The sequence below is a fragment of the Pseudomonas sp. RL genome, from assembly GCF_000647775.1.
Taxonomy (GTDB): domain Bacteria; phylum Pseudomonadota; class Gammaproteobacteria; order Pseudomonadales; family Pseudomonadaceae; genus Serpens; species Serpens flexibilis.
This window is the reverse complement of sequence record NZ_JBOY01000035.1, coordinates 1-20,150: the sequence shown is the minus strand read 5'-3', so window position 1 is coordinate 20,150 and position 20,150 is coordinate 1. Positions and strand designations below refer to the sequence as shown.

The window sequence follows — 20,150 nt, the reverse complement described above, 5'->3', positions numbered from 1 at the left end:
GCCGCTGCCCCGGCTGCCGCTCCGGCCGCCGCCGACGCCGCTCCGGCCGCACCCAAGCTGAACGGCCACGTGGTCCGCTCGCCGATGGTCGGCACCTTCTACCGCGCCGCCTCCCCGACCTCCGCGGCGTTCGCCGAAGTCGGCCAGACCGTGAAGAAGGGCGACATCCTGTGCATCGTTGAAGCGATGAAGATGATGAACCACATCGAGGCCGAAGCCAGTGGCGTCATCGAATCCATCCTGGTGGAAAACGGTCAGCCGGTAGAGTTCGACCAGCCGCTGTTCACCATCGTCTGATGCGCGGGGAACCTGCGATGCAGCTGGAAAAAGTCCTTATTGCCAACCGCGGCGAGATTGCCCTGCGCGTGCTGCGCGCCTGCAAGGAACTGGGCATCAAGACCGTCGCGGTTCATTCCACCGCGGACCGCGAGCTGATGCACCTGTCGCTGGCCGACGAGTCGGTTTGCATCGGCCCGGCCAACGCCGCGCAGTCCTACCTGTCCATCCCGGCGATCATCGCCGCCGCCGAAGTCACCGGCGCCACCGCGATCCACCCGGGCTACGGCTTCCTGGCCGAGAACGCTGATTTCGCCGAGCAGGTCGAGCGCTCCGGCTTCGCCTTCGTCGGCCCGACCGCCGACGTGATTCGCCTGATGGGCGACAAGGTGTCTGCCAAGGACGCCATGAAGAAGGCCGGTGTTCCGACCGTTCCGGGCTCCGACGGCCCGCTGCCGGAAGACGAGCAGGAAGCCCTGCGCATCGCCCGCGAAGTGGGTTATCCGGTGATCATCAAGGCCGCCGGCGGCGGCGGTGGTCGCGGCATGCGCGTGGTGCACAAGGAAGAAGACCTGATCAAGTCGGCCAAGCTGACCCGCACCGAAGCCGGCGCCGCCTTCGGCAACTCGATGGTCTACCTGGAGAAGTTCCTCGGCAACCCGCGTCACGTGGAAGTCCAGGTGCTGGCCGACGGCCAGGGCAACGCCATCCACCTCTACGACCGCGACTGCTCCCTGCAGCGCCGCCACCAGAAGGTGCTGGAAGAAGCCCCCGCCCCGCTGATCGACGAGAAGGCCCGCGCCGAAGTGCTCAAGCGCTGCGTCGACGCCTGCATCGAGATCGGCTACCGCGGCGCCGGCACCTTCGAGTTCCTCTATGAAGACGGTCGCTTCTACTTCATCGAGATGAACACCCGCGTGCAGGTCGAACACCCGGTGACCGAAATGATCACCGGCGTGGACATCGTCAAGGAGATGCTCAGCATCGCCGCCGGCAACAAGCTGTCGATCAAGCAGGAAGACGTGGTGGTCCGTGGCCACGCGCTGGAGTGCCGGATCAACGCCGAAGACCCGGCGACCTTCATGCCCAGCCCCGGCAAGGTCAAGCACTACCACGCCCCGGGCGGCAACGGCATCCGTGTCGACTCGCACCTGTACAGCGGTTACGCGGTTCCGCCGAACTACGACTCGCTGATCGGCAAGGTCATTGCCTACGGCAACAGCCGCGACGAAGCCATGGCGCGCATGCGCAACGCCCTGGACGAGATCGTGGTCGACGGCATCAAGACCAACGTCCCGCTGCACCGCGACCTGACCCGTGACCCGGGCTTCTGCCAGGGTGGCGTGAACATCCACTACCTGGAAAAGAAACTGGGTATGGACAAGCACTGAGCCTCGGCTGACGTGTACACCAAGGGCTGCCTGCGGGCGGCCCTTGGCGTTTCTGGGCCTGGCCCCGCCGACGCGCTATCATGCGCGCCCCATGCCACCCCACTCGCCCGCAGGTACGCCCATGCCCTGGTTACAAGTCCGCCTCGCCATCACCCCTGACCAGGCCTCTTTCTATGAGGATGCCCTGCTGGACGTCGGTGCCGTGTCGGTCACCTTCATGGACGCCGAAGACCAGCCGATCTTCGAGCCGGACCTGGGCACCACGCCGCTGTGGAGCCACACCCACCTGCTGGCGCTGTTCGAAGGCGATGCCGATGGCGAGCAGGTACTCGCGCACCTGCGCCTGCTGACCGGCGATCCGCTGCCCGAGCACCAGGTCGAGCGCATCGAGGACCAGGACTGGGAGCGCAGCTGGATGGACAACTTCCAGCCCATGCGCTTCGGCCGCCGCCTGTGGATCGTGCCGAGCTGGCACGCCGCCCCCGAGCCGGACGCCGTCAACCTGCTGCTCGATCCGGGCCTGGCATTCGGCACCGGCACCCACCCGACCACCGCACTGTGCCTGCAATGGCTGGACGGCCAGGTGCTCGAAGGGTGCAGCGTGCTGGACTTCGGCTGCGGCTCCGGCATCCTGGCCATCGCCGCCCTGTTGCTGGGCGCCGAACGGGCGGTGGGCACCGACATCGACCCGCAAGCCCTGGAAGCCTCCCGCGACAACGCCAGCCGCAACGGCATCGACCCGGCGCGCTTCCCGCTCTATCTGCCGCAGGATCTGCCGGACGAGCAGGCCGACGTGGTGGTCGCCAACATTCTCGCCGGCCCGCTGGTGCAGCTCGCCCCGCAGATCACCGCGCGAGTGAAGCACGGCGGCCGCCTGGCGCTGTCCGGCATCCTGGCCGAGCAGGCTGACGAGGTGCGCGCGGCTTACGCCGAGGCCTTCGAACTCGACCCCACTGCCGAGCAGGACGGCTGGGTGCGCATCAGCGGGGTACGCCGCTGAGCACGGGGTTGCGTTAGACTAATCGGCCTGTAAGGCCATCGCCCGACTCCCCGCGGATACGCGCAATGTCAGAGAGTTACGTCGCCCAGTGCCCCAACTGTCGCACCCGCTTCCGGGTCAGCCGCGCCCAGCTCGGCGCAGCCCAGGGCGCCGTGCGTTGTGGCGCCTGCCTGCACGTGTTCAATGCTGCGCGGCAGATTGCCGAGGCCGCCCGCAACGCGCCGCCCGCCGCCAGCAAGCCATCCGGGACGCCTGCGCCGGCGGTCGCCAAGCCGGCTTCGCCGCCGCCCCCCGCGGCTGCGGTGGTCCCGCCCGCCAAGCCCGAAGCCGCGAAGTCCCCGCCGGCGGACAAACCCCGACCGACGCTGCGCGATGACGACCTGCGCATCCATGACGACCTGGATCTGGGCGACCTGGACCTGGACCAGGAACTGGAGCGCCTGGACCAGGAAGAACAGCTGTCCGCGCAGTTCAAGACCCTCAAGGGCGCGCCCGGCACCGCCGAGCGCCTGCTCGGCCCCGCCACCAAGCCCGAAGGGGACGATGAGGCCTGGGCCGAGGCATTGCTGCGCGACGAGGCACTCAGCGCCGAACGCGACAACACGCGCGAGCCGCAGCCTGAAGCGCTCGGCCCGGCCCGGCAGAAGGCTGACAAGCCGCTGCCGGCAGCTCCCGCTGAATCGCTGCGGGTCGACGACGGCAGCGATGAAGCCCCCGGGGTTGCCCTTCATGAGCTGGCCGAGGCGCCTCTGCAGCTGGAATGGCAGAAGCCGAAGAAGCCCTGGGGACGCTGGCTGCTCTGGGCGTTCCTGATTCTGCTCGCGCTCCTGGCGCTGGCCGCCCAGTACGTCCACCACAATTTCCAGGACCTGGCCCGCCAAGACCAGTACCGCCCCTGGTTCGAACGGCTCTGCCCGACCCTCGGCTGCAGCCTGCCGTCACGGGTCGACATCGAGCAGATCCGCAGCAGCAATCTGGTGGTGCGCAGCCATCCGTCCTACCGGGGCGCGCTGGTGGTGGACGCCATCCTCTACAACCGCGCCAGCTTCGCCCAGCCCTTCCCGCTGCTGGAACTGCGCTTCGCCGACATCGGCGGGCAGCCGATCGCCAGCCGCCGCTTCAAGCCCAGCGAATACCTGAGCGGCGAACTGGCCGGGCAACAGGACATGCCCTCGCAGACGCCCATCCACATCTCCCTGGAAATTCTCGATCCGGGCAGCAAGGCGGTGAACTACAGCCTCGCCTTCCACTCTCCTGAATAGCCGGGATCGCCCGGACCGGATCGGGGTGGACCACGCCTCGTCGGTTAGCTGATTCCACACGGCGATAACGCTCCGACTGTTCAGAATTTGTTCAAAACCAACTTTAACCGGGCCCGGAGAGCGGGTATCATGCCCACCCTTTTTTGCAGCCCCCGATCGACCTGAGCCAGCAGGCCCCAGAGCAGGGAAGTCCTATGTCAGCGGTACGTATCGGCCCCTACGAATTGCCCAATCGACTGATCCTCGCGCCCATGGCGGGCGTGACGGACAGGCCGTTCCGCCAGCTTTGCCGGCGGCTCGGCGCCGGGCTCGTGGTGTCGGAAATGCTCACCAGCGACGTGCGCCTGTGGCACAGCCGCAAGTCGCGCCTGCGCATGCTGCACGCCGACGACCCGGAACCGCGTTCGGTGCAGATCGCCGGCGGCGATCCGCAGATGCTCGCCGAGGCAGCGCGCGCCAACGTGGAGCTGGGCGCGCAGATCATCGACATCAACATGGGCTGCCCCGCCAAGAAAGTCTGCAACAAGGCGGCCGGTTCGGCGCTCATGAAGGACGAAAAGCTGGTCGCGGAAATCCTTTCGGCCGTGGTGGGCGCAGTGGATGTGCCCGTCACGCTGAAGATCCGCACCGGCTGGGACCGCGATAACAAGAACGGGCTGACCGTGGCACGGATTGCCGAACAGGAAGGCATTGCCGCGCTCGCCGTGCATGGCCGCACACGGGCCGACCTGTACACCGGGGAAGCGGAGTACGACACCATCGCCACCATCAAGCAGGCCGTTTCCATGCCGGTGTTCGCCAACGGCGACATCACCTCACCGGAAAAGGCCCGCCAGGTGCTGGCGCACACCGGCGCCGACGCACTGCTGATCGGCCGCGCGGCGCAGGGGCGCCCGTGGATCTTCCGGGAGATCAACCATTTCCTGGAAACCGGGGAACGCCTGCCCGAGCCGGGGCTGCAAGAAGTGGAACGAATACTGCTGGATCATCTGTCGGCACTGCACGCCTTTTACGGCGACGAGATGGGCGTTCGCATCGCCCGCAAGCATGTCGGCTGGTATCTGGCAACGCTGCCGGGCGCCAGGGAGTTCCGCGCCCAATTCAATCGTCTGGACAGCACGCACGCGCAGTGCGCCGATGTTCGTGAATTCTTCGCCGCGCGGAATGCAGAGGAAGAGGTGGCCGCATGACCATGACCGAGACATTTGAAACTGGAACAACCCCCGTGAGTGAGCAAGCCAATCTGAAACAGCATCTGAACGCGCCCGGCCAGCAGACCCTGCGTGGCAGCGTGGAACAGGCGCTGCGCAACTATTTCGCCCATCTGGAAGGCGCTCCTGCCACGGACGTGTACAACATGGTGCTGGCCGAAGTCGAAGCACCCCTGCTGGAAACCGTGATGAATTACGTGAAGGGCAACCAGACCAAGGCCTCCGAGCTGCTGGGCCTCAATCGCGGCACCCTGCGCAAGAAGCTCAAGCAGTACGACCTTCTCTGACCCCCACGCTCCCAAATCACCTCACTTAGTAGCTGGACCTGCCTGATGACCGACCAAACCACCCGCCTCCCCGTCCGCCGCGCCCTGATCAGCGTTTCCGACAAGACCGGCATCGTCGACTTCGCCCGTGAGCTCGCCGCGCTCGGCGTGGAGATCCTCTCCACCGGCGGCACCTACAAGCTGCTCAAGGACAACGGCGTCAATGCCGTGGAAGTCGCCGACTACACCGGCTTCCCGGAAATGATGGATGGCCGGGTGAAGACCCTGCACCCGAAGATCCACGGTGGCATCCTCGGTCGCCGTGACCTGGATGGCGCAGTCATGGCCGAACACGGCATCGCCCCGATCGACCTGGTGGCGGTCAACCTCTACCCGTTCGCGGCCACCGTGGCCAAGCCGGGCTGCACCCTGCCGGATGCCATCGAGAACATCGACATCGGCGGCCCGACCATGGTCCGCAGCGCGGCCAAGAACCACAAGGACGTCGCCATCGTGGTCAACGCCGGCGACTACGCAGGGATCGTCGAGTCCCTGAAGGCCGGCGGCCTGACCTACGCCCAGCGCTTCGACCTGGCCCTCAAGGCCTTCGAGCACACCGCCGCCTACGACGGCATGATCGCCAACTACCTTGGCACCATCGACCAGGCTGCCGAAACCCTGTCCACCGAAGGCCGTGGCCAGTTCCCGCGCACCTTCAACAGCCAGTTCATCAAGGCGCAGGAAATGCGCTACGGCGAAAACCCGCACCAGATCGCCGCCTTCTACGTCGAGCCGCAGAAGGGCGAGGCCAGCGTGGCCACCGCCGTGCAGCTGCAGGGCAAGGAGCTGTCCTACAACAACGTGGCCGACACCGACGCTGCGCTGGAATGCGTGAAGAGCTTCGTCAAGCCGGCCTGCGTGATCGTCAAGCATGCCAACCCGTGCGGCGTGGCCGTGGTGCCGGAAAACGAAGGCGGCATCCGCAAGGCCTATGACCTGGCCTATGCCACCGACAGCGAATCCGCCTTCGGCGGCATCATCGCCTTCAACCGCGAGCTGGACGGCGAAACCGCCAAGGCCATCGTCGAGCGCCAGTTCGTCGAAGTGATCATCGCCCCGAAGGTCTCCGCCGAAGCCCGCGCCGTGGTGGCCGCCAAGGCCAACGTGCGCCTGCTGGAATGCGGCGAATGGCCGGCCGAACGCGCCGCCGGCTGGGACTTCAAGCGCGTCAACGGTGGTCTGCTGGTGCAGAGCCGCGACATTGGCATGATCACCGCCGATGACCTGAAGGTGGTGACCCAGCGCGCGCCGAGCGAGCAGGAAATCCACGACCTGGTGTTCGCCTGGAAGGTGGCCAAGTTCGTCAAGTCCAACGCCATCGTCTACGCGAAGAACCGCCAGACCGTCGGCGTCGGCGCCGGCCAGATGAGCCGCGTCAACTCCGCACGCATCGCCGCCATCAAGGCCGAGCACGCTGGCCTGCAGGTACAGGGCGCCGTCATGGCCTCCGACGCCTTCTTCCCGTTCCGCGACGGCATCGACAACGCCGCCAAGGCCGGCATCACCGCCGTGATCCAGCCGGGTGGCTCGATGCGCGACCAGGAAGTGATCGATGCGGCCAATGAGGCCGGCATTGCAATGGTGTTCACGGGCATGCGCCACTTTAGGCACTAAACCCGGCCGCACTGGAACCGGCATCTGCGTCGTTGCCCCGGACTCCGCCAATGCTCATTGCCAACAGGTAACTGCGCTTGTCGGAGCCCGGGGCGCCTAGCATCTACCGGCTCCATTGCGACCTCGTACCGAGTCGCCTGTTTTTGTAGGGTGGATAACGCTTTGTTTATCCACCGAGCGGGCCGCAGGCCCGCCCCCAATGGGAGAGAGAAATGAACGTTTTGATCATCGGCAGCGGCGGCCGTGAACACGCCCTGGCCTGGAAGGTCGCGCAGGATTCGCGCGTCGCGAAGGTCTTCGTCGCCCCCGGCAACGCCGGCACCGCCACCGAAGCCAAGTGCGAGAACGTCGCCATCGACGTGCTGAACATCGAGGCGCTGGCCGACTTCGCCGCGAAGAACGTGCAGCTGACCATCGTCGGCCCGGAAGCGCCGCTGGTGAAGGGCGTGGTCGACCTGTTCCGCTCGCGCGGCCTGGACATCTTCGGCCCGACCGCCGCCGCCGCGCAGCTGGAAGGCTCCAAAGCGTTCACCAAGGACTTCCTGGCCCGCCACAAGATTCCCACCGCCGACTACCAGAACTTCACCGAAGTGGAACCGGCACTGGCCTACCTGCGTGAAAAGGGCGCGCCGATCGTCATCAAGGCCGACGGCCTGGCCGCCGGCAAGGGCGTGATCGTCGCCATGACCCTCGAAGAAGCCGAAGCCGCCGTGCGCGACATGCTCTCCGGCAACGCCTTCGGTGACGCCGGTTCGCGCGTGGTCATCGAGGAATTCCTCGATGGCGAGGAAGCCAGCTTCATCGTCATGGTGGACGGTGAGAACGTGCTGCCCATGGCCACCAGCCAGGACCACAAGCGCGTCGGCGACGGCGACACCGGTCCGAACACCGGCGGCATGGGCGCTTATTCCCCCGCGCCGGTAGTCACCGACGCCGTGCACCAGCGCGTGATGGACGAGATCATCTACCCGACCGTGCGCGGCATGGCCAGTGAAGGCAACGTCTACACCGGCTTCCTGTACGCCGGCCTGATGATCGACCAGAGCGGCGCCCCCAAGGTCATCGAGTTCAACTGCCGCTTTGGCGACCCGGAAACCCAGCCGATCATGTGCCGACTGGAATCCTCGCTGGTGCTGCTGGTCGAGGCCGCGCTGGCCAAGGCGCTGAACAAGGTCGAAGCCACCTGGGACCCGCGTCCCACCGTGGGCGTGGTGCTGGCCGCCGGCGGCTACCCGGGCGACTACGCCAAGGGTGACGAGATCGAAGGCCTGGCCGACGCCGCGCAACTGGACGGCAAGGTGTTCCATGCCGGCACCGCGCTGAATGCCCAGGGCCAGGTGGTCACCGCCGGCGGCCGCGTGCTGTGTGCCACCGCCATCGGCCGCACGGTATCCGACGCCCAGCAGCAGGCCTACCGCCTGGCAGAGAAGATCCGCTGGAACGGCATGTTCTATCGCAAGGACATTGGCTATCGCGCCATTGCCCGCGAGCAGAACCGTTAATCGGAAACTTCTGCACAGCTGCCCGAAAAAGACGGATTTTTATCCGTCTTTTTTGTTTAACCCTGTGGATCGATGTCTATAATCGACCACTTTTTTCACGGATCGAGACGAGAGTTGTCGTGCAGCAGTCAAGGAGAGTGATTGCAGTACTCATGGCGCTGTTGCTCAGCCTCCTAGCCACGGCCACCCTGGCCGCAGCGCACGCCGAGCCTGCGCTGCGCTGGAGTCTGTTCGACGACACCAGCGGCCGACTGGCCCTTGATGACGTGCGCGAAGCGCCCTTCCGGCCCCTGGCCTCTGCCAGTTTCTCCCGCCCCCCGTCGCCCGGTGCGCTCTGGCTGCACGTCAGCCTGCCGCCACTCGATGCCCCGCGCTGGCTGTGGCTGCTCGCCCCCAAGGCGCAGGAGATTGACTACTTCCTGTTCGAGCGCGGCGAGCCGATCACCCATTTCACCTCCGGGGAACGCCATCCGCAGCAGGCGGAGGTCATTCGCGCGGGGCAGGCCTATTTCGTTCGCCTGCCCTACGATGGCCAGGCGCGCGAGGTGTACCTGCGCCTGGGCAGCTACCACGCGTTGCGTGGCTGGATGCAGGTGCTGGATGAGCAAGCGCTGATCAGCCACGGCCAGCCGAGCTACCTGAACGGCGCGCTGATCGGGGCACTCTTCGCCCTGCTGGTCTATTGCCTGATCTACGCTGGCATCACGCGCAGCCTGGGCTTTGTCTGGCTGGCAGCCCTGCACGCCTCACTGCTGATCTGCGCCATGGCGCATCTTGGCCTGCTCATGGAGTTCTCCAGGCGTCTCGGGGTGCCGCAAACCCTGATCGGCGATCTGTTCGCCCTGCTGGGCCTGCTCGGTCTGCAGCTGTTCGCCCGCGACTTCTTCTCGTCGCCCTCTGTGCTGGAGCGCCTCCTCCAGCGCGCCACCCTGTGGCTGACGGCGCTGCCCTTCCTGTTGCTGGTCTATCCGCCGCTGGCGCACTGGTTCAGTCCGCTGATGTATCTGGCGCTGCTGACCGTCCCCGCCGTCGTGGGCTACCTGGCAGGGCGCCGCTACCGCGCCGGCCAGGTGGCTGTGGGCCAGGTCGGTCTGGCCATGCTGCTGCAGTTCTTCACCATCCTGCTGGTCATGCCTGTGATGCTCGGCCTGGCGCAACTGCCTCACGTCGCACTGGTCGCCAGCATCTACGTCGCCCTGGGCATGGCCGGTGTGCTGCTGTGCCTGGCCCTGCGCCAGCGCCAGCACCGGGACGCCATGCAGCGAGCCCAGGCGCGCACCGACGACGCGGTGAACCGCGCCGAACTGCGCACCAAGGCCGACTTCCTGGCCAAGATCAGCCATGAAATCCGCACGCCGATGAACGGCGTGCTGGGCATGAGCGAACTGCTGCTCGGCACCCAGCTGTCCAGCAAGCAGCGTGACTACGTGCAGACCATCCATGGTGCAGGCAACGAACTGCTCATTCTGATCAACGAGATTCTCGACATCTCCCGGCTGGAATCCGGACAGATCGAGCTGGATGACGTGGCCTTCGATCTCGGCGCGCTGATCGAGGATTGCCTGGGCATGTTCCGCGCGCGGGCCGAGCAGCAGAAGATCGAGCTGATCGGTTTCGTGCAGCCGCAGTTGCCTCGGGTGATCGCCGGCGACCCGACCCGCCTGCGCCAGGTGCTGGTCAGCCTGCTGGACAACGCTTTCCGCCAGACCCAGGACGGCGAGATCCTGCTGGCCGCCGCCCTCGACGGCGAACAGCTGCGTATTACCGTGCAGGACAGCGGTGCGCCACTGCCGGAGAGCGAACGCCAGGCGCTGCTGAATGCGGCGCTGCACAGTCCCGACCTGCTCTCTGCCAGTCGCAATGGTGGGCGCCTGGGTCTGATTATCGCCCGCCAGCTGACCCTGCTGATGGAGGGTGAGTTCGGCGTGCAGGCCGGCGAACTGCGCGGCAACACCCTGTCGCTGAGCCTGCCCCTGGATGCCGCGCAGCTGCGCCAGGCGCCGGGCGATCTGGACGAGCCGCTGCACGACGCGCGGGTGCTGATCGTCGACGACAACGAAATCTGCCGCAAGGTGCTGGTCCAGCAGTGCGCCGCCTGGGGCATGCAGGCCGTGGCGGTGGCCTCCGGTCGCGAGGCGCTGGCCATGCTGCGCACCCGCGCGCACCTGCAGAACGATTTCGATCTGGTCCTGCTCGACCATGACATGCCCGGCATGAGCGGCCTGCAACTGGCCGCGCGGATCAAGGAAGACCCCCACCTCAACCGCGACATCCTGCTGATCATGCTGACCGGCGTGAACAGCGCACCGAGCAAGGTGATCGCCCGCAACGCCGGCATTCGCCGCATCCTCGCCAAGCCGGTGGCCGGCTATACCCTCAAGGCCACCCTGGCCGAAGAGCTGGGCCGCAGCCCGCAACAGCCGGCCAGCCCTTCCATGCCGGCCGAACTGCCCCCTCTGCCCAGCGATTTCCGCGTCCTGGTGGCCGAGGACAACAGCATCTCCACCAAGGTGATCCGCGGCATGCTGCGCAAGCTCAACCTGGAGCCGGATACCGTCAGCAACGGCGAGGAGGCCCTGGCGGCGCTGCGCGAGCAGCACTACGACCTGGTGCTGATGGACTGCGAGATGCCCGTCATGGACGGTTTCACCGCCACCCGCGAGCTGCGCGAATGGGAAGCCCGCGAACAGCGCCCGCGCACCCCGGTGGTGGCACTGACTGCGCACATCCTCGGCGAGCACAAGGACCGTGCGCGCCTGTGCGGCATGGACGGGCACATCGCCAAGCCGGTGGAGCTTTCGCAGCTGCGCGAGCTTCTCAATCACTGGGTGCTGGAGCGCGACCTGCACCGCCATGCGCTGAGCGGATAGCCGGTCGGACTGACGGGTCACGCAACCAGCGCTTTTAACGGACGGCTCGGCTAGAATCGCGCCGCTCAACCCACCGTTTTCCGAGACACCCCCGCCATGATCGCCGAGCTGTTCAGTATCTATCTGCGGATGCTGGTGCTTTACAGTCCCTTCTTCGTGCTCTCCTGCTTCATCAGCATGACCCGCGGCTATGCGCCGCGCGAACGCAAGCACCTGGCCTGGCGCGTGGCCACCGGCGTGCTGATCGCCAGCCTGCTGCTCTACCTGTTCGGTCGCTACATCTTCGACCTGTTCGGCATCACCATCGACGCCTTCCGCATCGGCGCCGGCAGCGTGCTGTTCATCTCCGCGCTGGGCATGGCCCAGGGCAAGGCGGTGGCGCAGAGCGACAACGTCCACCAGGACGTGACCATCGTGCCGCTGACCATCCCGCTGACCGTCGGCCCCGGCACCATCGGCGCCCTGCTGGTGATGGGCGTGGCCGATACCCAGTGGGACCAGAAGCTGGTGACCATCGCTGCGCTGGGTCTGGCCGCACTGACCGTCGGCACGGTGCTCTACCTGTCCAACCAGTTCGAAAAACTGCTCGGCGAGCAGGGCCTGCAGATCGTCAGCCGGCTGATGGGCCTGTTCGTCTGTGCGCTGGCCGCGCAGATCATCTTCACCGGCATCCAGGGCTACCTGATTCCGTAGGGGGGCAACGCCAGGCGTTGGCCACTGCTCGCGGCCTCGGTGCATCCGCAGCGGCGGCCGGAACGGCACCGACCGCCTGCGTTCGCACTACGACCACGCACCCATGCCCCGCCCCGGTGCGTCGGCGCCGCGCATCGCGCGCGAAATGCCACCGAATACGAGCGTAACGCCCTGAAAATCCAGGCCTTTCCGAACCTGGCACCACCCTTGCTCTGTCCGTTCCATCGCTTGGATACAAGATGGAACCTCAGAGCATGCCCAACGCCCCCCTCGGCTTTACCCTTGCCGACTGGCAAGCGGCCTACCGCAACCGGATAAGCCCCGCCGAACTGATCCACGCCCTGCTCGATCAGTTGAACCCGGACGATCCGGCCTGGATCACCCTGGCCAGCCGCAGCCAGCTGGATGAACAGCTCGGCGCACTCGACCGCCTGCTCGACGCCGCCGGCGGCCAGCGGGAGGCCCTGCCGCTGTTCGGCGTGCCCTTCGCCATCAAGGACAACATCGACGCCGCCGGCTGGCCCACCACCGCCGCCTGCCCTGCCTTTGCCTACCGGGCCAGCGAAGACGCCCACGTGGTCGCTCGCCTGCGCGCCGCCGGCGCCATCCTGATCGGCAAGACCAACCTGGACCAGTTCGCCACCGGCCTGGTCGGCACCCGCTCGCCCTACGGCGCGGTGCCCAACAGCTTCAACCCGGACTATGTCAGCGGCGGCTCCAGCTCCGGTTCGGCCAGCGTGGTGGCGCGCGGCCTGGTGCCCTTCGCCCTGGGCACCGATACCGCCGGCTCCGGTCGCGTACCGGCCGGCTTCAACAACATCGTCGGTCTCAAGCCCACCAAGGGCTGGCTATCGACCACCGGCCTGGTGCCAGCCTGCCGCACGCTGGACTGCATCTCGGCGTTCGCCCTGACGGTGAACGACGCCCTGGCGGTGGCCAATCTGGCCGGCGGCTACGACCCGAGCGATGCCTTCAGCCGCAGCAACCCTTGCAGCGCCAAGGTCGGCGTGCCGGTCGCTGCGAAGCTGGCCTACCCGGCCGACCCGGAATTCTACGGCGATACCCAGAACCAGGCGGTCTACCTGCAAGCACTGGAGCAGCTAAAAGCCCAGGGCGCCGAGCTGACGCCGATCGACTTCAGCCCGTTCCAGACCCTGGCCGAACAGCTCTACTACGGCCCTTGGGTGGCCGAGCGCACCGTGGCTCTGGCCGGCGTCGCAGCGGAGCACATCCACCCGGTGGTGCGTGGCATCGTCGACAAGGGCCACCCGTACAGCGCCTGCGATGCCTACCGCGCCGAATACCTGCGCGCCGAGCTGGCCCGCCGCATCCACGAGGCCCTGGCGCCCTTCGACGCGCTGGTGGTGCCGACCTCGCCGACGATCCGCACCCTGGCCGAAATGGAGCAGGAGCCGGTGCTGTTCAACAGCCAGTTCGGCACCTACACCAACTTCACCAACCTGGCCGACCTGTGCGCCCTGGCTGTTCCGGCCGGCTTCCGCACCGATGGCCTGCCGGCCGGCATCACCTTCATCGCCCCCGCCTGGCGCGACCAGGCCCTGGCCGCGCTCGGCCAGCGCTGGCAGCAGGCGCTGGCCCTGCCGCTCGGCGCCACCGGGCGGCCGCTACCGGAGCTCGCGCCACTGCCCCAGGCACCCGGCAGCGTGCGCGTGGCGGTGGTCGGCGCCCACCTGACCGGCATGCCGTTGAATTTCCAGCTCACCACCCGCGACGCGGTGCGCGTCGAGCAGACCACCACGGCCCCGCACTACCGCCTGTATGCCCTGCCCGGCACCGTGCCGCCCAAGCCTGGCCTGGCGCGCATGGCCGAAGGCGCACCGATCATCGTCGAGCTGTGGGACGTGCCGCAGGCGCGCTTCGGCGAGTTCGTCGCGGAGATCCCGCCGCCGCTGGGCATCGGCAACGTGCAGTTGGCCGACGGCCGCTGGGTGAAGGGCTTCATCTGCGAGCCCTACGCGCTGGAAGGCGCCCGCGACATCACCCCCTTCGGCGGCTGGCGCGCCTTCATCGCCGCCCAGAACGCCATCCCCGTGAAGGCCTGAGGCCAAGGAGAGCGCCATGTTTCAGACCGTCCTCATCACCAACCGTGGTGACCAGCCGCGAAGCGGCGCAGCGACGAAGTCAAAGTGCCGGGTGGGCGTAGCCCACCACGGCGATCTCGCCACGGAGGCCACCCATGTTTGATACCGTCCTCATCGCCAACCGTGGCGAGATCGCCGTCCGCGCCATCCGCACCCTCAAGCGCCTGGGCGTGAAGAGCGTGGCGGTGTACTCCGACGCCGACCGCAACGCCCAGCACGTGCGGGATGCCGACCTGGCCATCGCCCTGGGCGGCGACAAGCCAGCCGACAGCTACCTGCGCATCGACAAGATTCTCGCCGCCGCCAAGGAAACCGGCGCCCAGGCCATCTACCCCGGCTACGGCTTCCTGTCGGAAAGCGCTGAGTTCGCCGACGCCTGCGAGGCCGCCGGTATCGCCTTTATCGGCCCGACCGCACAGCAGATTCGCGAATTCGGCCTCAAGCACCGCGCCCGTGAGCTGGCCGCCGAGGCCCGGGTGCCGATGGCACCGGGCACCGGCCTGCTGAACAGTCTGGAAGACGCACTGGCCGCCGCCGAACGGATCGGCTACCCGGTGATGCTCAAGACCACCGCCGGCGGGGGCGGCATCGGCCTGACCCGCTGCGCCGACGCCGAGGCGCTGGCCAGCGCCTACGACAGCGTCAAGCGCATGGGCGAGCAGTTCTTCAGCGACGCCGGCGTGTTTCTCGAGCGTTTCGTCGATCAGGCGCGCCATGTGGAAGTGCAGATCTTCGGCGACGGCCAGGGTCGCGTGGTCGCCCTCGGCGAACGCGACTGCTCCCTGCAGCGCCGCAACCAGAAAGTGGTCGAGGAAACCCCGGCGCCCAACCTGCCGCAGGCCACCCGCGAAAAGCTGCACGCCGCCGCCGTGCAACTGGGCGAGTCGGTGAGCTACCGCAGCGCCGGCACCGTGGAGTTCATCTACGACGCCGCCCGTGACGACGTCTACTTCTTGGAAGTGAACACCCGCCTGCAGGTGGAGCACCCGGTCACCGAAATGGTCACCGGCCTGGACCTGATCGAATGCATGCTGCGCGTGGCCGCCGGCGACGCGTTGGATTGGCCGGCGCTGAACCGCGCTCCGCAGGGCGCGGCCATGGAGGTGCGCCTGTATGCCGAAGACCCGCTGAAGAACTTCCAACCCAGCCCCGGCGTGCTTACCGATGTGCACTTCCCCGACGGCGTGCGGGTGGACGGCTGGGTCAGCACCGGCAGCGAGGTGTCGGCCTTCTACGACCCGATGATCGCCAAGCTGATCGTGCACGGTGCCAATCGCGAAGAAGCTTTGCTCAAGCTGCGCGCCGCCCTGGCTGAAACCCGCCTGCACGGCATCGCCAGCAACCTCGACTACCTGCGTCAGGTGGTGGCCGACGAGCGCTTTGCGCAAGGCAACGTATGGACCCGCCTGCTCGACACGTTCGAGTACCAGGCCCGCGTCATCGAGGTGCTGGAACCGGGCACCTACTCCAGCGTGCAGGATTTCCCCGGCCGTCTCGGTTACTGGGATATCGGCGTGCCGCCGTCCGGGCCGATGGACGACTATGCCTTCCGCCTGGCCAACCGCATCGTCGGCAACCACGCCAGCGCCGCCGGCCTGGAATTCACCCTGCAGGGCCCGACCCTGAAATTCCACTGCGACGCGACGATCGCCCTGACCGGCGCCGGCTGCCCGGCCACCCTGGACGGTGAGCCGGTGGCCTACTGGGAACCGCTGCCGGTGCGCGCCGGTCAGGTGCTCAGGCTGGGTCGCGCCGCCAGCGGCTGCCGCACCTACCTGGCGGTGCGCAACGGCCTGGACGTGCCGCTGTACCTGGGCAGCCGCTCCACCTTCGCCCTCGGCCAGTTTGGCGGCCACGCCGGCCGCACCCTGCGTCCGGCCGACATGCTGGCCATCTCGCAGCCCGAACTGCCGGCCTGCACCACGCCCGCGCCCATTGCGCCGCCGCAGCCCGCCCATGCCAGCCTGGTTCCCAGTTACGGGACCACCTGGGACATCGGCGTGCTCTACGGCCCCCATGGCGCCCCGGATTTCTTCACCCCCGAGGCCATCGAGGAATTCTTCGCCGCCGAGTGGCAGGTGCACTACAACTCCAACCGCCTCGGCGTGCGCCTGACCGGCCCGAAGCCGAGCTGGACCCGCGCCGACGGCGGCGAGGCCGGCCTGCACCCGTCCAACGTGCATGACTGCGAATACGCCATCGGCTCGATCAACTTCACCGGCGACTTCCCGGTCATCCTCACCAAGGACGGCCCGAGCCTGGGCGGCTTCGTCTGCCCGGTGACCATCGCCAAGGCCGAGCTGTGGAAGGTGGGCCAGGTCAAGCCCGGCGACAGGCTGCGTTTCTTCCCCATCGGCTTCCAGCAGGCGCAGAGCCTGGAACAGGCGCAATTGGGCAGCATCGAGGCGCTGGCGGCGATCAGCGCCGTCACCCTTCCGGCGCCGAGCCTGCAGCCGGGCAACACCGTTTCCGCCACCGTGCTGGCCGAGCTGCCGGCCACCGACGATCGCCCGCAGGTGGTGTACCGCCAGGCCGGTGACGCCTACATCTTGATGGAGTACGGCGACAACGTGCTGGACCTGGCGCTGCGCCTGCGCGTGCACCTGCTGATGGAGGCGTTGAAGGCGGCGAACATCGAGGGGCTGGAAGAACTGGCGCCGGGCGTGCGCTCCCTACAGCTGCGCTACAACAGCCGCGTGCTGCACCAGCAGACCCTGCTGGCCCGCCTGCTGCAGCTGGAGGAACAGCTGGGCGACGTGGCCGACCTCAAGGTGCCGACCCGCATCGTGCATCTGCCGATGGCCTTCGAGGACAGCGCCACCCTAGGCGCCGTCACCCGCTACCGGGAAACCGTGCGCGCCGAGGCGCCCTGGCTGCCGAACAATGTCGACTTCCTGCAGCGCATCAACGGCCTGGACAGCCGTGAGCAGGTCAAGAACATCCTTTACGACGCCAGCTACCTGATCCTCGGCCTGGGCGATGTCTACCTGGATGCGCCCTGCGCCGTGCCGCTGGACCCGCGCCACCGCCTGCTCAGCTCCAAGTACAACCCGGCGCGCACCTACACCGCCGAAGGCACGGTGGGCATCGGCGGCATGTACATGTGCATCTACGGCATGGACTCGCCCGGCGGCTACCAACTGGTCGGTCGCACCCTGCCGATTTGGAACAAGTACCTGAAGAACGCCCAGTTCGAGAACGGCGAGCCCTGGCTGCTGAAGTTCTTCGACCAGGTGCGCTTCTACGAGGTCAGCGAGCAGGAGCTCACCGCCTTCCGCGAGGCTTTCCGCGAGGGCCGCGCGCAGATCCGCATCGAGCAGGGCGAGTTCGACTTCGCCGCGTACCAGCGCTTCCTGACCGACAACGCGGACGGCATCGCCGCCTTCCAGCAACGCCAGAAGGCCGCCTTCGACGCCGAAGTGCCGCTGTGGCGCGACGACGACCCGGCCGCCGCCCAGCCGCTGGCCAGCGCCGTGGAGGATGACGGCGACCTGGACGGCCATCTGGTCAGCGCCGAGATGAGTGGCAGCGTCTGGAAGGTGCTGGTGCAGCCCGGCCAGCGCGTCGAGGCCGGGACCCCGCTGCTGGTGGTGGAGGCCATGAAGATGGAGCTGGCGGTCATCGCCCCGGTGGCCGGCATCGTCAAGTCGGTGCGCTGCCAGCCCGGCAAGGCGGTCACCCCCGGCGACGCCCTGCTGCTGCTCGAACCCCACGAGGCGGCCTGACATGCAATTGCACAGCCCCGAACGGCGCGGCAAGGAACGGCCGGAGAATCTCGCCGAGCGCATCTACCAGCAGCTCAAGGACGACATCTTCGAGTTCCGCCTGCTGCCCGGCGATCGTTTCAGCGAAGGCGAGGTCGCCGAGCGCATGGCGGTGAGCCGTACGCCGGTGCGTCAGGCGCTGTACCAGCTGGAGCGCGAGGGTTTTGTCGCCGTGTCGTTTCGCAGCGGCTGGCAGGTCACGCCGTTCGACTTCCACCACTTCGAGGAGCTGTACGACGTGCGCATCGTCCTCGAACTCGAAGCCGTACGGCGGCTGTGCGAGCGCCCGGCCGGCGAATTGCCGGTCGAGCTGGAGCAATTGCGTGCCACCTGGCTGGTGGCCCCGGAGCAACGCCTGCCGGACGGCCGTGAGGTGTCGCGGCTGGACGAGCGTTTCCACTGCCAGCTGGTGGAAGCCACCGGCAACCGCGAGCTGGCGCGCCTGCACGGCGGCATCAGCGAACGGCTGCGCATCATCCGCCGCCTGGATTTCACCCAGGGCGCCCGTATCACCGCCACCTACGAGGAACACGCCCGGATCCTCGGCGCGATCCTGTCGCGCCGCATAGAAGAAGCACAGCGCCTGCTCAGGACCCACATCGAACTGAGCAAGGCCGAAGTGCGCAAGATCACCCTGCACATGCTGCACAGCGCCCGGCAACGGGCGGTGCAAGGGTGACGGAACCACCGCCTGAAGACTGCCAACCGCTTGAACGACCCTTTTTCGTGAATGGAGATCGCAACATGAAACGTCGTCAAATGATCAAGGCGCTGACCCTGTCCGCCTCGCTAGCCACCATGGGCATGAGCTGGAGCATCCAGGCCGCCGAGACCATCAAGGTCGGCATCCTGCACTCGCTGTCCGGCACCATGGCCATTTCGGAAACCTCGCTGAAAGACATGGCGTTGATGACCATCGACGAGATCAACGCCAAGGGTGGCGTGCTCGGCAAGCAGCTCGAGCCGGTGGTGGTCGACCCGGCCTCCAACTGGCCGCTGTTCGCCGAGCGCGGCCGCCAGCTGCTAACCCAGGACAAGGTGGCCGTGACCTTCGGCTGCTGGACCAGCGTGTCGCGCAAGTCGGTGCTGCCGGTCTACGAAGAGCTGAACGGCCTGCTGTTCTACCCCGTGCAGTACGAAGGCGAGGAGCTGTCGGCCAACGTGTTCTACACCGGCGCGGCGCCGAACCAGCAGGCCATCCCGGCGGTGGAATACCTGCTGAGCGAAGACGGCGGCGCGGCCAAGCGCTTCTTCCTGCTGGGCACCGACTACGTCTACCCGCGCACCACCAACAAGATCCTGCGCGCCTTCCTGATTTCCAAGGGCGTAGCCGAGAAGGACATCGAAGAGGTCTACACCCCGTTCGGCCACAGCGATTACCAGACCATCGTCGCCAACATCAAGAAGTTCTCCGCCGGCGGCAAGACCGCGGTGGTGTCCACCATCAACGGCGATTCCAACGTGCCCTTCTACAAGGAACTGGCCAACCAGGGCCTGGACGCCACCGACGTGCCGGTGGTGGCCTTCTCGGTGGGTGAGGAAGAACTGCGCGGCATCGACACCAAGCCGCTGGTCGGCCACCTGGCCGCCTGGAACTATTTCCAGTCGGTGGAAAACCCGGTCAACACCGAGTTCGTGAAGAAGTGGAAGGCCTACGCCACGGCCAAGGGCCTGCCGAACGCCGACAAGGCGGTGACCAACGACCCGATGGAAGCCACCTACGTGGGCATCCACATGTGGGCGCAGGCCGTGGAAAAGGCCGGCACCACCGACGTGGACAAGGTGCGGCAGGCCCTCTACGGCCAGACCTTCGCCGCGCCGAGCGGTTACACCCTGACCATGGAAAAGAACCATCACCTGCACAAGCCGGTGATGATCGGTGAAGTGCAGGAGGACGGTCAGTTCTCGGTGGTCTGGCAGACCGAAGGCCCACTGCGCGCCCAACCGTGGAGCCCGTACATCCCCGGCAACGACAAGAAGCCGGATTACGCGGTTGTGGGTAACTAAGACCCCGGCACGCCTGCCGGCGCCGTCGGGTGGGCAACGTTGTTTTTGTCCACCACCGCGCTGGCACGGCGGGCTGAGCCCGCTCGGTGGATCGGTAGAGCGCGATCCACCCTACGGTACTGTCCACCAACC

The 20,150-nt window shown here is 67.2% G+C and carries 15 protein-coding genes; all 15 read left to right on the top strand.

What is annotated here, in order from left to right; genetic code table 11:
• Positions 1–297: acetyl-CoA carboxylase biotin carboxyl carrier protein (accB, locus tag AS93_RS0106810; protein WP_027589918.1), on the top strand; the 297-nt coding region annotated here is incomplete at its 5' end.
• Positions 298–314: 17 nt separating this feature from the next.
• Positions 315–1,667 carry an acetyl-CoA carboxylase biotin carboxylase subunit gene (gene accC / locus AS93_RS0106805; protein WP_037008665.1) on the top strand — a complete coding sequence of 451 codons (1,353 nt, stop codon included), beginning with the start codon at positions 315–317 and terminating at the stop codon, positions 1,665–1,667.
• Between the two features lie 121 nt (positions 1,668–1,788).
• Positions 1,789–2,667: a 50S ribosomal protein L11 methyltransferase gene (gene prmA / locus AS93_RS0106800; protein WP_027589916.1), complete on the top strand. Its 879-nt coding sequence runs from the start codon at positions 1,789–1,791 to the stop codon at positions 2,665–2,667.
• Between the two features lie 65 nt (positions 2,668–2,732).
• Positions 2,733–3,929: a DUF3426 domain-containing protein gene (locus AS93_RS0106795; RefSeq protein WP_027589915.1), complete on the top strand. Its 1,197-nt coding sequence runs from the start codon at positions 2,733–2,735 to the stop codon at positions 3,927–3,929.
• Between the two features lie 194 nt (positions 3,930–4,123).
• The gene (gene dusB / locus AS93_RS0106790; RefSeq protein WP_027589914.1) at positions 4,124–5,119 is read left to right on the top strand and encodes a tRNA dihydrouridine synthase DusB; all 996 of its coding nucleotides are present in this window, start codon (positions 4,124–4,126) and stop codon (positions 5,117–5,119) included.
• Positions 5,116–5,427: a DNA-binding transcriptional regulator Fis gene (gene fis / locus AS93_RS0106785; RefSeq protein WP_027589913.1), complete on the top strand. Its 312-nt coding sequence runs from the start codon at positions 5,116–5,118 to the stop codon at positions 5,425–5,427. Before dusB ends, fis begins: the two co-directional genes overlap by 4 nt.
• 45 nt (positions 5,428–5,472) lie before the next feature.
• The gene (gene purH, locus AS93_RS0106780) at positions 5,473–7,080 is read left to right on the top strand and encodes a bifunctional phosphoribosylaminoimidazolecarboxamide formyltransferase/IMP cyclohydrolase (RefSeq protein ID WP_027589912.1); all 1,608 of its coding nucleotides are present in this window, start codon (positions 5,473–5,475) and stop codon (positions 7,078–7,080) included.
• Between the two features lie 212 nt (positions 7,081–7,292).
• Complete coding sequence (gene purD / locus AS93_RS0106775) at positions 7,293–8,582, top strand: phosphoribosylamine--glycine ligase (RefSeq protein ID WP_027589911.1); 1,290 nt, start codon at positions 7,293–7,295, stop codon at positions 8,580–8,582.
• Between the two features lie 137 nt (positions 8,583–8,719).
• Entirely contained in the window at positions 8,720–11,452 is a 2,733-nt protein-coding gene (locus tag AS93_RS0106770) for a response regulator (protein ID WP_343203268.1), read from the top strand.
• Positions 11,453–11,551: 99 nt separating this feature from the next.
• Entirely contained in the window at positions 11,552–12,145 is a 594-nt protein-coding gene (locus AS93_RS0106765; RefSeq protein WP_175444356.1) for a MarC family protein, read from the top strand.
• A 254-nt stretch (positions 12,146–12,399) separates the two neighbouring features.
• Entirely contained in the window at positions 12,400–14,208 is a 1,809-nt protein-coding gene (atzF, locus tag AS93_RS0106760; RefSeq protein ID WP_027589908.1) for an allophanate hydrolase, read from the top strand.
• A 16-nt stretch (positions 14,209–14,224) separates the two neighbouring features.
• Positions 14,225–14,350, top strand: coding sequence for a hypothetical protein (locus AS93_RS21065; protein WP_256214714.1), 126 nt, complete (start codon positions 14,225–14,227; stop codon positions 14,348–14,350).
• Positions 14,343–17,972, top strand: coding sequence for an urea carboxylase (uca, locus tag AS93_RS0106750; RefSeq protein ID WP_027589907.1), 3,630 nt, complete (start codon positions 14,343–14,345; stop codon positions 17,970–17,972). Before AS93_RS21065 ends, uca begins: the two co-directional genes overlap by 8 nt.
• Position 17,973: 1 nt before the next feature.
• On the top strand, positions 17,974–18,690 hold the full coding sequence (locus AS93_RS0106745; protein WP_027589906.1) for a GntR family transcriptional regulator: 717 nt from the start codon (positions 17,974–17,976) through the stop codon (positions 18,688–18,690).
• Positions 18,691–18,755: 65 nt separating this feature from the next.
• Positions 18,756–20,018, top strand: a complete 1,263-nt coding sequence (urtA, locus tag AS93_RS0106740) for an urea ABC transporter substrate-binding protein (RefSeq protein WP_027589905.1) — start codon at positions 18,756–18,758, stop codon at positions 20,016–20,018.
• Positions 20,019–20,150: the final 132 nt, after the last annotated feature.

Bases quoted from the DNA above. Each gene is read 5' to 3' on its own strand.
- accC (WP_037008665.1), top strand. From the start codon at position 315: ATGCAGCTGGAAAAAGTCCTTATTGCCAACCGCGGCGAGATTGCCCTG.
- prmA (WP_027589916.1), top strand. From the start codon at position 1,789: ATGCCCTGGTTACAAGTCCGCCTCGCCATCACCCCTGACCAGGCCTCT.
- AS93_RS0106795 (WP_027589915.1), top strand. From the start codon at position 2,733: ATGTCAGAGAGTTACGTCGCCCAGTGCCCCAACTGTCGCACCCGCTTC.
- dusB (WP_027589914.1), top strand. From the start codon at position 4,124: ATGTCAGCGGTACGTATCGGCCCCTACGAATTGCCCAATCGACTGATC.
- fis (WP_027589913.1), top strand. From the start codon at position 5,116: ATGACCATGACCGAGACATTTGAAACTGGAACAACCCCCGTGAGTGAG.
- purH (WP_027589912.1), top strand. From the start codon at position 5,473: ATGACCGACCAAACCACCCGCCTCCCCGTCCGCCGCGCCCTGATCAGC.
- purD (WP_027589911.1), top strand. From the start codon at position 7,293: ATGAACGTTTTGATCATCGGCAGCGGCGGCCGTGAACACGCCCTGGCC.
- atzF (WP_027589908.1), top strand. From the start codon at position 12,400: ATGCCCAACGCCCCCCTCGGCTTTACCCTTGCCGACTGGCAAGCGGCC.
- AS93_RS21065 (WP_256214714.1), top strand. From the start codon at position 14,225: ATGTTTCAGACCGTCCTCATCACCAACCGTGGTGACCAGCCGCGAAGC.
- uca (WP_027589907.1), top strand. From the start codon at position 14,343: ATGTTTGATACCGTCCTCATCGCCAACCGTGGCGAGATCGCCGTCCGC.
- AS93_RS0106745 (WP_027589906.1), top strand. From the start codon at position 17,974: ATGCAATTGCACAGCCCCGAACGGCGCGGCAAGGAACGGCCGGAGAAT.
- urtA (WP_027589905.1), top strand. From the start codon at position 18,756: ATGAAACGTCGTCAAATGATCAAGGCGCTGACCCTGTCCGCCTCGCTA.